Origin of the sequence: Amycolatopsis silviterrae (assembly GCF_042684085.1) — a bacterium.
Classification (GTDB): domain Bacteria; phylum Actinomycetota; class Actinomycetes; order Mycobacteriales; family Pseudonocardiaceae; genus Amycolatopsis; species Amycolatopsis silviterrae.
Genome location: NZ_JBHUKS010000004.1, coordinates 166547 through 179533 on the forward strand (window position 1 = coordinate 166547; position 12987 = coordinate 179533).

The window sequence follows — 12987 nt, forward strand, 5'->3', positions numbered from 1 at the left end:
GGGGAGGACGAGGACATGGACCAGCCTGCCTCCGACGCGGGTAAGAACTGGCTACCAGACTTCACCATCACCGACGGCACCGGTTCCCCGCCCGGCCCAGGCTTCACCATGAGCCGCGACGACGCCCACAGCATGCTCCGCCTGGCCAAGCAGGCGTTCGTACAGTTCGACGAAATGCAGAGCCGCGCGACATATTTGACCAAGCTGACGCCACCCGCGGACGAACCGGCAAGCAACGACTACAACGGGCGGTTGATCAACGGCGACGGCGCGTTCGGGGCAGGCCTGGAACACCTTGGCCAACTGCGCGGCTACACGCACGCGTTGGTCCGGAAGCTGGAGCAAGCACTCGGGATCACCGAAAGTTCCGAGCAAACCGCAGCCGCGGACGTGAAAGCCGCTGGCGCTCCGACGGGTTTCACCGGATGAACCGCCACTCGCCAGCGTGGCTGCTCGTCGCCGTGGGCACACTCGGCACAGCCGCGGGCTGCTCGGGTGGCAACACTCCCTCGCCGCCCGCCTCCTCGCCACCATCGCCAGCCGCAGCTTCCCTGCCCTACGGAGGAGCGCCGAAGGTGGGCCAGGCCCTGCCGTCGTCGGTCTTGTCGGGAGACCCCTGCCATAATGCACTGACCGCTGGGCAACTCAAGGAAATCCTTGGCACCACAGATCCACCCAAATCCGAAAACATCCCGGCCACCGGGCCTTCCTGTCGCTGGAACCATCCGGACTCCGGCGCTGGACTGAATATTTTCTACGATATCCGCACCCACCAGGGTCTCAGTTCGGTCTACCAGAACACCAAACCCAGGACGACCACGTGGCGGCCGCTTCCCTTGATCCAGGGATTCCCCGCAGTCGCATTCTCGATCCACACCGGATCCGACGTCGATAATTCCTGCGACGTCAGCGTCGGGATCGCGGACGACTACACCTTCGACGCGGCATTGACTCTCGGTCGCGGCAAAGAAGGAAAGGCCGACCCGTGCGATCTGACGGCCAGGGTCGCCGACATGGTCGTCACCAACCTTCGGCAGCGGGCAGGTTCGTGATGGGCTTCTTGGAGATCGCCGAGGGTGTCGGCCACTGGATCGGCGAGCGCATCGACGATCTCGGCAAGTTCTATTCCGTGGCACTGCAAGGCAACACCGGCACCGAGGCCATGCCCGCGCCCGAACTGGCTCAGAAGGTGCTCGCCGGCCCCGGCACGTCCGTCTGGCACGAGGGAGCCAACCAGGCCGCCCAGCTCACCAGTCAGCACCACGAGGCCAGCGACCTCGTCTCCCGGATGAGCGCCGGCCTGGAATCCGCCTGGACCGGCCGGGCCGCCGACGCCGCGCAGACGCGGATCCGTGCCCTAGCGGAAATCACCTCGGTGTCCGCCGCGATCTACACCACCAACGGAGCCAATCTGTCCGACGTCGCGCACGGGTTCGACGCCATGAAAACCTCCCTGCAGCCGATGCCGGACAAGCCGCCGCAGTTGACCTTCATCGACCGGATGACTCCGTGGGACACCGACGCGGAGCGGGAGATCAACAACTACAACGCGGTGGCCCAGCACAACGTCGACCGGTATCAGGCCTACGTCCAGCACGCCCGCACGGGCGGCCAGCAGCTCCAGACCGACTACGGCCGGCTCGACGATTTCGGCGGGCCGAGCGGACCGAATGGACCAAGCGGACCAAGCGGGCCGAGCGGACCGGCGGGACCGGGCAGCCCGATCGCCCCCGGCCCGAAGCCGCGAAGACCGAGCCCGCATTCCCCAGAACCTCCACACCCAGGCCACCCACCGGACATTCCGTCACCAGCACCGCCGGTGAGCGGACCACCCGCCCCGCACAACCCCAGCGCAGCAGCCGAACCACACGCAACCCGGGCGCCAAGCGACGCATCCGTCCCAACCACAGCACCAAAAACCGACGAGCAGACAACGACTTCCGGATGGACCCCACCGCCATCGTCGCCTGATCCAGCGACGCCAAGGGAATCCACCACACCCCGGAGCGGCAACACCGCATGGCCGCCAGGATTCGTCAGCACGATCCCCGAACAGGGAAGAACCACCGGCGACCCCCAAGGCAGCAAAGACAACCGCACAGCCCGCAACCCCCAAGCCGAAACACCCACCGGACGACCCGCCCGCCCAGGCACCGACCAACCCCGCCCAGCCAACGCTTCACCCCGCGCCACCCCAGGCTCCCGGGGCGCACCCGGCATCGGCGGGATCACCCCCAGCCGCGGCAAAGACGACGAGGCCAAAGACCACCACCGCAAATACGGCCTGGACAACGACTCCGCCTTCACCCTCACCGACGAGGACGGCGAGCGCGTCGTGGATCCGCGCACCGGCCTGCCTCCGACGCCGCCGACCATCGGCGGCTAAGGGGCCGCGGCCATGCCCATCCTCGAGAGACCGGTCCGGATGCCGCGGCTGGCTTTCCTCGCCGTGTGGAATCAGGAGAAACTCGGCGATCCGCCCGTCGTGGTCGAGCACGCGCCGATGTTCATGACCGACGAGTTCGCCGAGAAGCTGCGGGTCCAGTCGTACGCGCTGCTGGCGCGGTTCGGGCTCGCGGCGAGCGGTGCGCCCAGTCCGCGGCTGCGCGACACTCTCGAATTGCTCGCCGAGGCCCGGCGCGAGGTGTACTCGTGGAGCGATTTCGGCAATCGCCGCGGGGACAACGGGGCGATTCTCGTCGCGGCCGCCGGGCGGGAGGCCGTGCGGCTCGTGACGGACAACCGTTCGGTGCAGCTCGAACCTGTTTCGCCGCGCGACATCGGTGCCACGCTGGTCGATCTGCTGCCCCGGTGCGATCCGGCGAAGCTGCGCCCGATCAAGGTGCCCAAGGACTACTACGACAGCGCCGCCGCCGATCCGCTCGCCGAATCGTCGGCCAGCGCGGACGAGCTGCGGCACCTCATGCGGGCCCGGCGCGACGCGGTGCACCTGATGCACGTCGCCGTCCGGGGGCAGGACGGCAGCCGGACGCACAGCACGCCGCTGTCCGCGATCGACCTCACCGGGCGCGGCCGGGTGCTGAGTTACGTCAGCCCGGGAAGCGACGGGGAGCCGCAGATCAACGTCTACTCCGGCACCCGCCCGCACCTCGTCGACGCACTGGCGCTGACGCTCGCCGAACTCGCCTGACCGGACGGCCGCCGGGACTCAGCATTTCGCGTGAAAGCCCTATCCTTTCGCGAAATTCTCTGCAAACATGAGTTATTGGCGAAATTTCGCCAGCCTCGTGTCCCGAACAGGCGCCGCCAGCACGTCAGGAGGACTCCGCATGACCCTGCATCCCGCTCAGCCCGAAGAAGCTCTCGCCCTCGAGTTCCTCGGCACCACCAGCGCCGGCGGCAACTGTCCCAACGCATACCGCACCAATCGCGGCACGTACGTCGTCCAGGGCTACCGGGTCACCGACGCCCACGCGTTGCGGCAGCTGCGCGAACGCGGGATGCCGGACACCGAGACGGCCGTCGAAATCCCCGTCGGCCTGCTCAAGTTCTTTCCTCCGGAAGCCTGATCACGGCGTCCGGCGCGGGCACGGCAAGGGATCCCGGCGATCCAGACCCACTAGACGCCCCGGATTTCTCGAAACTCGACCCCAGGTGTGGGAAGATGCCATCGGGTTCGAGGAATTCCGCATGCGATAGCGAGGGCGAGTGCCTACCAGTTTCGAGAAACGCCGGGCAGAACTCGGCGACCGCCTGCGCCGGCTCCGGGTCGACGCGGGCTACGAGACTGGGAAGGATTTCGCCAAGGCCATCGGCTGGAACGCGCCCAAGGTCAGCAAGATCGAGAACGGCAGGCAGACGGTCGGCGACGACGATCTCGACACCTGGATCGCCGCCGTCGGCGGGCCGCCGGAGCTGGCCGCGCAGCTGCGGGAGCAACTGGTCGAGGTCCGCGACGCGCACGCCAGCTGGAAGGACAAGGTCCGCGACGGACACCGGGCCCGGCAAGAGGAATCCATTGCCCGAGAGGCCCGCGCGATGCGGATTCGGGCGATTGACCTCCGGATCGTCTCCGGATTACTGCAAACTCCGGAGTACGCGCGGCATACCCTGCTCGCGCACGCCCGGGTTCACGGCGGCGGCCAGGACATCACCGAAGCGGTCCGGGCGCGGATGCAGCGCCAGCAGATCCTCTACGAACCCGGCCGGACCATCGAACTGCTCACCTCCGAGGCGGCGCTGCGCTACCCAAACGCGCCGCGCGAGGTGATGGTCGCGCAGGTGCACAAGCTGCTCGCGCTGCTCGGCACCCCCAACATCCGCTTCGGCATCATCCCCGCGGACGTCGTCCTGCCCTATCCGGTCACCGCCGACTTCTGGGTCGTCGACGACGTCGCGATGGTCGAAACCCCGGAGGGCGAGCACATCGCGAGCGACGCCGACCCGTACAACGAGGTCGCGGATCTACTGTGGACAGTCGCGGCCGAGGGCGAAGCAGCGCGGGCGGTGCTGCTGCGGGTCCTCGATTCCCTCACCCGCACCGCACCGCCCGGCTAATCCGTTACGCCGTGGGCGCGACGCCACCGGTCAGCGCGCCGACGTCGAGGGTGTGGCTGTCGGCGTTGGCGTCGACCGCGCCGAAGGTCCAGTCCACCGTCACGTTCGGGTCGATCGGGTCCCCGTGCGGGTTGGACGCGGCCGGAGCGGTCACGGTCACCGCGTTCGGCGTCTGCTGCTCGTCGTCGGCCCCGATCGCGGTCCAGTGCAGCGGCACGTACGCCGACGAACCGTTCGCGATCAGCACCGGCGGGGCGTCGGCGGGCGCTTCGTTGTTCACCAGGACGTTGTGCGCGCCGACCAGGCCGACGTCCGCCTGGCCAGGCAGGACGCAGCGCTCGCCGGGGTTCGCGGTGAACTGCAGCGCGGCCTGGCGCTGGCCCGCGCCTGCCCCGCCGTAGACGAGCTTCGTGCTGAACTGGTTCGCCGTGCACTGCAGCGGCGAAGAGGCCGAAGAGTCAGCGGTCGCGGCACTGGCCGTCCCGGCGAAGATCGCGGCGGCACCCCCGGCGACAGCGGTGGCGATGGCGATTCGGCGGATGTTCTTCATGATTCGTCCCCTCTCGTGGTTCCGGCGGCTCCGCACCGGCTTTCACGAGATAAGACGTCCCCGCCCGCACCGCGATGGCCCGTTGTGGGATCACCCCCACCAAAGCAACCCAAGATCGCCCGCCGCGTCCGAAAGAGGGGTCAGAGCAGATCTTCCTTGTAGATCGGCCGCCCCGGCAGCGGGGTGGCCGGACCGGCGCGCAGGCCGTCGATCATGATCGCGATGTTGCGGGCGGTCGCCATTTCCGGCGACTTCAACCGGTGCGCGGGCAGCTGCCGGATGAGGCGGGCGAACAGCACCGCGACGTCGCCCGCGCCCACGTCCTTGCGCAGCGTCCCCTCGGCTTGCGCCCGCTCGACCAGCCCTTCGACCTCAAGCAGCACCGCTTCACGCAGGTGCGCCACCTCGGGGTCGTCCTTGAGAATTTCGTGCGCCCGCTGCGAAAGCATCGACAACTGCATCGACAGCTGAAGTTCCGCGCCGTGGTAGAGCAGCTGTACCAACGCTTCCCACGCCGTCGGCGCTTCCGCTGACAGCCGCCTGGCGTCGTGCAGCACGCCCGCGAAGTTGTCCACCGCCACCGCGCGGATGAGCGCGTCGCGGTCGGGGAAGCGCCGGTAGAGGGTGCCCACGCCGACGCCGGCCGCACGCGCGATCTCCTCCATCGGGACCTCGGGGCCATGGCTGGCGAAGATGACACGGGCCGCGGCGATGATCTGGTCGCGGTTGCGCTGGGCGTCCGCCCGCAACGGCGCCTCGGGGTCTGCACTCATAGCCCGGCCTTCCCTCTTCCGGTTCGCGCGAATTCTCGCATGCCGGTCCATCTGCGCAAACGTGCCCGCGACGCGGGCTGGACAGCAATTGTCACCCTGTTGCTAGTGGACGACGATCCTCCACTTCGGTACCTTGGGCAGTGAACCGGAATGTAATCCTCCACATTCATTCCGTAACGGGGCAAACCCACCACAGGGGGTTCAGATGACCGAAGTCGCCCAGCCCAGCCGCACCCAGCCTGAACAGGCCGCATTCCCGATGAAGCGGACCTGCCCGTTCGCGCCGCCGCCGGAGTACGACCGGTTCCGCGACGCTCGCGCGCACTACGTCGAACTCGAGCACACCGGCCAGCGCGCCTGGGTGCTCAACCGGCACGAGGACCTGCGGACGATGCTGAACGACCCGCGGTTCAGCTCGGACCGCTTCAATCCCGGCTTCCCGATCCTGTTCAAAGACGGCCAGCAGCGCCGCGCGAGGCTGCGCCCGTCGCTGATCGCGATGGACGCGCCGGAGCACGGCCCGGCCCGGCGCAGCGTCGTCGGCGAGTTCACCGTCAAGCGGATGAAGGCGTTGCAGCCGCGCATCCAGGAGATCGTGGACCAGCACCTCGACGCGATGCTGGCCGGCGACAAGCCCGCCGACCTGGTGTCCGCGCTCTCGCTTCCGGTGCCGTCGCTGGTGATCTGCGAGCAGCTCGGCGTTCCGTACTCCGACCACGAGTTCTTCCAGAAGCACAGCTCACGCCTGCTCAACCGCGAAACAGGCGTCGAAGAACGCAGCAAGTCAGTCGAAGCGATGCAGAACTACCTGTCCGACCTGGTTTCGGCGAAGGAAACCGCACCGGCGGACGATTTGCTCAGCCGGCAGATCGCGAAGAAGCGCGAGGAGGGCAACTACGAGCGCGACGACCTCGTGTCGCTGGCCTTCCTGCTCCTCATCGCCGGGCACGAGACCACCGCGAACATGATTTCGCTCGGCACCGTCGCGTTGCTGGAGAACCCGGACGCGCTCGCCGCGATCAAGGAAGACCCGGGCAAGACCCTCGACGCCGTCGAGGAATTGCTGCGCTACTTCACCATCGCGGAATTCGCCACCTCCCGAGTCGCGCTCGAGGACGTCGACATCGCGGGCGTCACCATCAAGGCCGGCGAGGGCGTGCTCGGCCTGAGCTACGCGGCCAACTTCGACTCCGACGTCTTCCCGGAGCCCGAGCGGCTCGACATCACCCGCGGCGGCCGCCACCACGTCGCGTTCGGCTTCGGCGCGCACCAGTGCCTCGGCCAGAACCTCGCGCGGATGGAACTGCAGATCGTGTTCGACACGCTGTTCCGCCGCATCCCGACCCTGAAACTCGCCGCACCGGTCGACCAGTTGCCGTTCAAACACGATTCCGGCGTCTTCGGGCTGTACTGCCTCCCGGTGACCTGGTGAAGGGGGAAAACGATGACTGCCACTGAAGAACTCCACATGCCGGTCGCCCGCACCTGCCCCTTTTCGCAGCCGGAGCAGTACGTCCGGATGCGCGAGGAGAGCGCGCTCACCCGGGTGCGGATCCCCGGCGGCAAGGAGGCATGGGTCGCCTCCCGGCACGAGGAAGCCCGGCAGATCCTCGGCGACCGGCGGTTTTCCTCCGACCGGTTCCTGCCCAACTTCCCGTTCCTGGCCGAGGGCGGGGCCGCGATCCTCACCAACACCAAGCAAAAGGCCATGATCGGGATGGACGCGCCCGAGCACGGCGAGGCCCGCCGGGCGGTGCTCGGCGAGTTCACCGTCAAGCGGGTCGAGGCGATGCGGCCGCGGATCCAGGAGATCGTCGACGGCCTGATCGACGAACTGCTCGCCGGGCCGAAGCCGGCCGACCTGGTGGAAAAGCTGTCGCTGCCGGTGCCGTCGCTGGTGATCTGCGAGCTGCTCGGCGTCCCGTACACCGATCACGACTACTTCCAAGAGCGCACGATGGCGCTCATCCGGCGCAGCACCAGCGTCGAAGACCGGATCAAGGCCTCCGCGGAGCTGCGCGAATACCTGAGCGGCCTCGTCGCGGCGAAGGAGAAGGCCCCGTCCGACGACCTGCTCGGCAGGCAGATCGTCAAGCGGCGCGAGGAAGGCACCTACGACCACGACGCGATGATCGGGCTGGCGTTCCTGCTGCTCGTCGCAGGGCACGAGACCACCGCGAACATGATCTCGCTCGGCACCATCGGGCTGCTGGAGAACCCCGGGCAGCGCGCGACGATCGAGGCCGACCCCGGCAAGACTCTCCTCGCGGTCGAGGAACTCCTGCGCTACTTCACGATCGTCGAAGGCGCGACCGCCCGCGTGGCGACCGAGGACGTGGAGATCGGCGGCGTCACGATCAAGGCCGGCGAGGGCGTGCTCGTGCTCGGTTACGCCGCGAACTGGGACCCGGAGGTGTTCGAGAGCCCGGAAAAGCTCGACCTCGAACGCGGGGCACGCCACCACGTCGCGTTCGGGTTCGGGCCGCACCAGTGCCTCGGCCAGAACCTCGCGCGGATGGAACTGCAGATCGTGTTCGACACGCTGTTCCGCCGCGTCCCGACGCTCACATGCATGCTCCCCGCCGACGAGCTGCCGGTGAAGAAGGACGCCACGATCTTTGGCCTGTACCAGTTGCCGGTGACCTGGTAGAGATCAGAGTGCTCCCACCACAAGCCAGGAAGAGGACATCATGAAGATCATCGCGGACACCGGCAAGTGCGTCGGCGCCGGCCAGTGCGTGCTCACCGAGCCCGCGCTGTTCGACCAGAGCGAGGACGACGGCACGGTCATCGTCCTCAACGACACCCCGGACGGCGAACTGGTCGAGAAGGCGCGCGAGGCCGTGAACATCTGCCCGAGCCAAGCGCTTTCACTGGAGGAATGAGCCTCGTGAGTGCTGATGCCGGTTAGAACCCAATGCTGGGAACCAACGCCCGATTGATGCCCGTCTGACCGTATCTTCACGTCCGTGAGGGGAACCCTGAGGGAATCAGATTCCCTCAGGGTTCCCCTCACGGACCGCAAACCCGCCCCCGGCACCGTCTGCGCCGGCTTAAGCCACGCGGCATTGGGTTCTAACCGGGATTGCCGCTCACGACGGCAGGCGGACGGCGGTCACCACGGCGGTCGAGTAATTCGTCGTCAGGCGGCCGCCGCGAGCGTCGATCGCGCGGCCGACCTCGGCCAGGATCTGGTCGCGCTGCTCCGGCGTCGCCACCGTGACGCCGCCCTGCGTGGCGAGCAGATCCAACCACTCGTCGCGCGTGTAGTCCTGCGTCCATTCATAACGCCAGTTCTCCGCTTCGGCGAATGCGCCGGTCTCGGCCAGGCCGTCCGCGGCCTTGTCGAGCATCGGCTGATAGGCGTCCGCGCTGGGGCTTTTCAGGTAGTTGCCGCTGAACGGCGAGTCCGGCATCGCGCGGCGCAGCGCGTCCGCCAGTGCTTGGGAAATTTCTTCCGGCGGCATGAAGACGTGCCAGAACGCGGCGAACCGCCCGCCCGGCCGGAGCACCCGCGCGGCCTTCGCGGCTCCCGCGACCGGGTCGACCCAGTGCCACGCCTGCCCGGACACGAGGGCGTCGAACGTCCGCCCGGCCGGGTCCCATTCCTCGAATTTCGCGACTTCGACGGCGAAGCCGCGCCGGGCGAACTCCGCCATCCGCTCGTCCGGCTCCACGCCGAGCACGACGGCACCGTGGTCCTGGAGCTGCCGCCCTTCGATGCCGGTGCCGCAGCCGACGTCGAGAAATTCCTTCCCCGGGCTTGCTTTGACGAGCGCGGCGACCAGTTCGTCCGGGTAACGCGGGCGCGCCCGGTCGTAGCGCGCGGGATCGACGCCGAACGACTCGGCCATGCTCCGGTGCTGATGCGGTTCTGGACGAGGTAAAGTGGGCATGCGCCCACCATAGTGGGCAAGCGCCCACTATGGCTAGAGAGGACCGTCGAGTTGCCCACTGGGATCCATCTCCGCGACGTGCGCGCCCAGCTTTTCGACGCCGCCGAACGCGTCCTGCTCCGCGACGGCCCGAGCGGCCTCACCAGCCGCGCCGTCACTACGGAGGCGGATTGCGCGAAGGGCGTGCTGCACCGGCACTTCGAGGATTTCGACGCGTTCCTCGCCGCGCTGGTGCTCGACCGGATCCACCGGCTCGAAGCCCGCGCGGACGACCTGCAGGCCGGAGCCGGCGACGTGGTCGAAACGGTGGCCGAGGTGCTCACCGAGGTCTTCTCCTCGGTCGCGGTGTCGATCGTCGCCCTGATCACCTTCCGCGACGAACTCCGCCACCGCCTCCGCACGGCACGGCCGGGGGCGGGGATTCCGCTGGCGACAGACGCGGCGAGGGTGCTGGCGGATTACCTTGCGGCGGAGAAAGAACTCGGTCGGCTCGCTCCGGATGCCGATGTGCAGACGTTGGCTCCGACGCTGATCGGGGCGGGGCATCTGCTCTTCGCGGATCGTACGGGGGAAGCGCCTAGCGAGGAGGCCGTGCGGCAGATGGCGAGAACTGTTCTTGCCGGGGTGCTCACCCAATGCCAGTAGCCAACGCGGCCACCGACAGAGCCAACGCACCCACCGCGCCCACCACTCCGTAACGCGTCAACGTCCTTTGGCCAGGGTGGTCCCGGACGTACCACGCCACCGCCCCAGCGAACGCAAGACCACCAGCGATAAACCACGGCCCCCACAGGTAGAGGTACCAGCCGACCAGGTCGGACAACGCCGGGTCGACAGCGACGACCCCGGTCTTGATCAGCACTCCCTGCACGACGAACAGCCCGCCGTGCCAGGTCAGCAGGATCGCCGCGCCACCGCCGCACAACACCATCGCGCGGCTGAGCCACCGGCCGCGCGGCCGGGTCAGGCTGACTCCGATCACGGTGCCGAAGAGTTTCAGCAGACCGGTGATCACGAGGACGGCCACAAACCACGGCACCCGGTCTTCCGCGAGCTTCACCAGCGACGGCGAGACGGTCGATCGCGCGCCGAAGGTGTTGCCGGTTGCCCAGACGAAGCTGGGTATCGCGAACAAGAATCCCCAGGCAGCAGCTGCGAAACCCGGCCATCTGCGCAGCTGTGCCTGGGGACTTGCTTGCTTCGAGGTCATGCGTCCAGCGTCGTCCGAACCGCGGCGGAACGGATCGGACGCCAGGGGGAGGTGCCTCCCCCGCGAGAGCTAGGTGGCTCAGCCCAGCCGCAGCGTCGTCTTCGGGTCGAACGCATGCGTCTCGCCCTCGCCGCGCAACGCCACGCGCACGTTGTCGCCGATCCTCGGCGGCGTCCGCCCGTCCACCCGGACCACGAACCGGTCGTCGCCGACCTTCCCGTGCAGGTAGGCGTCCGCGCCCAGTTCCTCGACCAGCTCCACCACCAGCTCGAAGCCGTCGTCCGCCTCGCCGACCAGGCGCAGCGACTCCGGGCGGACCCCGAACACGACCTCCGACAGCCCGGCCGCGGCCGTCCGCACCTCGGTGGGCAGCGGCACCACCAGATCGCCCAGCCGCACTCCGCCGTCGGACAGCGGCAGCGTCGCCAGGTTCATCGCCGGCGACCCGATGAACCCGGCCACGAACGAGTTCTCCGGCTTCTCGTACAGCGACCGCGGCGAAGCGCATTGCTGCAGCACGCCGTCCTTCAGCACGGCCACCCGGTCGCCCATCGTCATGGCCTCGACCTGGTCGTGCGTGACGTAGATAGTCGTCGTGCCTAGGCGTTGCTGCAGTTTCGCGATGTTGGCGCGCGTTTCGACCCGCAGCTTAGCGTCCAAATTGGACAGCGGTTCGTCCATCAGGAACACGCTCGGCTCGCGCACAATCGCCCGGCCCATCGCTACCCGCTGCCGTTGCCCGCCGGACAACGCCTTCGGCTTGCGGTCGAGGAAACGAGACAGGTCAAGCATCTTGGCCGCTTCGTCGACCCGCTTCTTGATGTCGGCCGCCGAGAAACCGCGTAGCTTCAAAGCGAAACCCATGTTGTCGGCGACCGTCATGTGCGGGTACAGCGCGTAGGACTGGAACACCATCGCGATGTCACGGTCCTTCGGCGGCAGGTCCGTCACGTCGCGGTCGCCGATCCGGATGGTGCCCTCGTTGACGTCCTCCAGCCCGGCGAGCATCCGCAGCGCGGTGGACTTTCCCGAACCGGACGGTCCGACCAGCACGAGGAATTCACCGTCCGGCACTTCGAGGCTCAGCTGGTCGACCGCGCGGACGCCCGGGTTGCCGGGATAAACCCGCGATGCCTTGTCGTAGATCACTTCAGCGGACATCTGCGTTCTCCCTTACTTCACAGCGCCCATGGAAAGCCCGCGCACCAGGTGGTTCTGCGCGATCCAGCCCACGATCATCACCGGCAGCGAGGCCAGCAGCGCGGCGGCGGACAGCTGAGCCCAGTACAGGCCCTCGCTGGTGATGAAGCCGACCAGGAACACCGGCACCGTGCCGGCCCGGGCGGCGGTGAGGTTGACCGCGTAGAAGAACTCCGTCCACGAGAAGATCACGCAGATCAGCGCGGTCGCGGCGATCCCGGGCGCGACCACCGGCATGATGATCTTGCGCAGCAACGTCGGCAGATTCGCCCCGTCGATCCGCGCCGCCTCGATCATTTCGCCGGGAACCTCGAGGAAGAACGACCGCATCATCCAGATCGCGAGCGGCAGGTTCATCGCGGTGTACAGAATGATCAGCGCCCACACGGTGTCCAGCAGGTTGGTGTTCTGCGAGATCACGTAAAGCGGGATGATCGCCGCGACGATCGGCAGCATTTTGGTCGACAGGAAGAAGCTCAGCGCGTTCTTCGTGCCCTTCACCGGGGCCAGCGACAGCGCGTACGCGGCCGGAATTCCCAGCAGCAGCACGAGCAGCGTCGAAACCACCGTGACGAACGCCGAGTTTCCCAGGTACGGCAGGAAGCCGCTGTTGAGGACGTTCGAGATCTGGTCGAACGTCGGGGTGAAGAACAGCTTCGGCGGATCGGTGTAGGCGTCGTTTTCCTGTTTGAACGCGGTGAGAATCATCCACAGCAACGGGAAAACGAACAGGATCGCGATGATCCAGGTGGCGACGGTCAGCGCGCCCGGGCCGTAGCGGCGTTTGGTCTTGCGCTGCGGGGGCGGCACGGTGTCGGTGGCGGCGGGCGAGGCGGTGGC

The 12987-nt window shown here is 67.9% G+C and carries 16 protein-coding genes; 10 read left to right on the top strand and 6 right to left on the bottom strand.

What is annotated here, in order from left to right; translation table 11 throughout:
• Positions 1-15 precede the first annotated feature (15 nt).
• The 6 genes from ACFSVL_RS04440 (at position 16) to ACFSVL_RS04465 (ending at position 4518) form a co-directional block, all read left to right on the top strand.
• On the top strand, positions 16-429 hold the full coding sequence (locus tag ACFSVL_RS04440) for a hypothetical protein (protein ID WP_378300720.1): 414 nt from the start codon (positions 16-18) through the stop codon (positions 427-429).
• Positions 426-1052, top strand: a complete 627-nt coding sequence (locus ACFSVL_RS04445) for a DUF3558 domain-containing protein (RefSeq protein WP_378300722.1) — start codon at positions 426-428, stop codon at positions 1050-1052. The genes ACFSVL_RS04440 and ACFSVL_RS04445 overlap by 4 nt, the downstream gene beginning before the upstream one ends.
• Positions 1052-2386: a hypothetical protein gene (locus ACFSVL_RS04450; protein ID WP_378300724.1), complete on the top strand. Its 1335-nt coding sequence runs from the start codon at positions 1052-1054 to the stop codon at positions 2384-2386. Before ACFSVL_RS04445 ends, ACFSVL_RS04450 begins: the two co-directional genes overlap by 1 nt.
• Before the next feature lie 12 nt (positions 2387-2398).
• Positions 2399-3151: an ESX secretion-associated protein EspG gene (locus ACFSVL_RS04455; RefSeq protein WP_378300726.1), complete on the top strand. Its 753-nt coding sequence runs from the start codon at positions 2399-2401 to the stop codon at positions 3149-3151.
• Positions 3152-3290: 139 nt separating this feature from the next.
• Complete coding sequence (locus ACFSVL_RS04460) at positions 3291-3530, top strand: hypothetical protein (RefSeq protein ID WP_378300728.1); 240 nt, start codon at positions 3291-3293, stop codon at positions 3528-3530.
• 139 nt (positions 3531-3669) lie between these two features.
• Positions 3670-4518, top strand: coding sequence for a helix-turn-helix domain-containing protein (locus ACFSVL_RS04465; RefSeq protein ID WP_378300730.1), 849 nt, complete (start codon positions 3670-3672; stop codon positions 4516-4518).
• Between the two features lie 4 nt (positions 4519-4522).
• Here the strand turns inward: ACFSVL_RS04465 and ACFSVL_RS04470 are convergent, their stop codons facing one another.
• Together ACFSVL_RS04470 and ACFSVL_RS04475 are read right to left on the bottom strand one after the other, a co-directional pair.
• On the bottom strand, positions 4523-5068 hold the full coding sequence (locus tag ACFSVL_RS04470) for a DUF4232 domain-containing protein (RefSeq protein WP_378300732.1): 546 nt from the start codon (positions 5066-5068) through the stop codon (positions 4523-4525).
• 140 nt (positions 5069-5208) lie between these two features.
• Positions 5209-5841, bottom strand: coding sequence for a TetR/AcrR family transcriptional regulator (locus tag ACFSVL_RS04475; protein WP_378300734.1), 633 nt, complete (start codon positions 5839-5841; stop codon positions 5209-5211).
• 205 nt (positions 5842-6046) lie between these two features.
• Here ACFSVL_RS04475 and ACFSVL_RS04480 point away from each other — a divergent pair, with 205 nt between their 5' ends.
• Genes ACFSVL_RS04480 through ACFSVL_RS04490 form a run of 3 tightly spaced genes read left to right on the top strand, consistent with a single transcriptional unit; the run spans position 6047 to position 8726 of the window.
• Positions 6047-7273, top strand: a complete 1227-nt coding sequence (locus ACFSVL_RS04480; RefSeq protein WP_378300736.1) for a cytochrome P450 — start codon at positions 6047-6049, stop codon at positions 7271-7273.
• 12 nt (positions 7274-7285) lie between these two features.
• Complete coding sequence (locus ACFSVL_RS04485; protein WP_378300738.1) at positions 7286-8491, top strand: cytochrome P450; 1206 nt, start codon at positions 7286-7288, stop codon at positions 8489-8491.
• A gap of 40 nt (positions 8492-8531) precedes the next feature.
• Entirely contained in the window at positions 8532-8726 is a 195-nt protein-coding gene (locus tag ACFSVL_RS04490; RefSeq protein ID WP_037356317.1) for a ferredoxin, read from the top strand.
• A gap of 207 nt (positions 8727-8933) precedes the next feature.
• On the opposite strand, the gene ACFSVL_RS04495 is transcribed toward ACFSVL_RS04490, so the two are convergent.
• Complete coding sequence (locus tag ACFSVL_RS04495) at positions 8934-9737, bottom strand: class I SAM-dependent methyltransferase (protein ID WP_378300741.1); 804 nt, start codon at positions 9735-9737, stop codon at positions 8934-8936.
• A 51-nt stretch (positions 9738-9788) separates the two neighbouring features.
• On the opposite strand from ACFSVL_RS04495, the gene ACFSVL_RS04500 reads away from it, so the two are divergent.
• A complete protein-coding gene (locus tag ACFSVL_RS04500) occupies positions 9789-10382 on the top strand; it encodes a TetR family transcriptional regulator (protein WP_378300743.1) in 594 nt (197 codons plus the stop codon).
• On the opposite strand, the gene ACFSVL_RS04505 is transcribed toward ACFSVL_RS04500, so the two are convergent.
• The 3 genes from ACFSVL_RS04505 to ACFSVL_RS04515 all read right to left on the bottom strand — a co-directional run bounded on the left by ACFSVL_RS04505 (position 10366) and on the right by ACFSVL_RS04515 (position 12957).
• Positions 10366-10947, bottom strand: a complete 582-nt coding sequence (locus tag ACFSVL_RS04505; protein WP_378300745.1) for a DUF3995 domain-containing protein — start codon at positions 10945-10947, stop codon at positions 10366-10368. The two genes, ACFSVL_RS04500 and ACFSVL_RS04505, sit on opposite strands and share 17 nt — an antisense overlap.
• A gap of 78 nt (positions 10948-11025) precedes the next feature.
• Complete coding sequence (locus ACFSVL_RS04510) at positions 11026-12108, bottom strand: ABC transporter ATP-binding protein (RefSeq protein ID WP_378300747.1); 1083 nt, start codon at positions 12106-12108, stop codon at positions 11026-11028.
• A gap of 12 nt (positions 12109-12120) precedes the next feature.
• On the bottom strand, positions 12121-12957 hold the full coding sequence (locus ACFSVL_RS04515) for a carbohydrate ABC transporter permease (RefSeq protein WP_378301965.1): 837 nt from the start codon (positions 12955-12957) through the stop codon (positions 12121-12123).
• Positions 12958-12987: the final 30 nt, after the last annotated feature.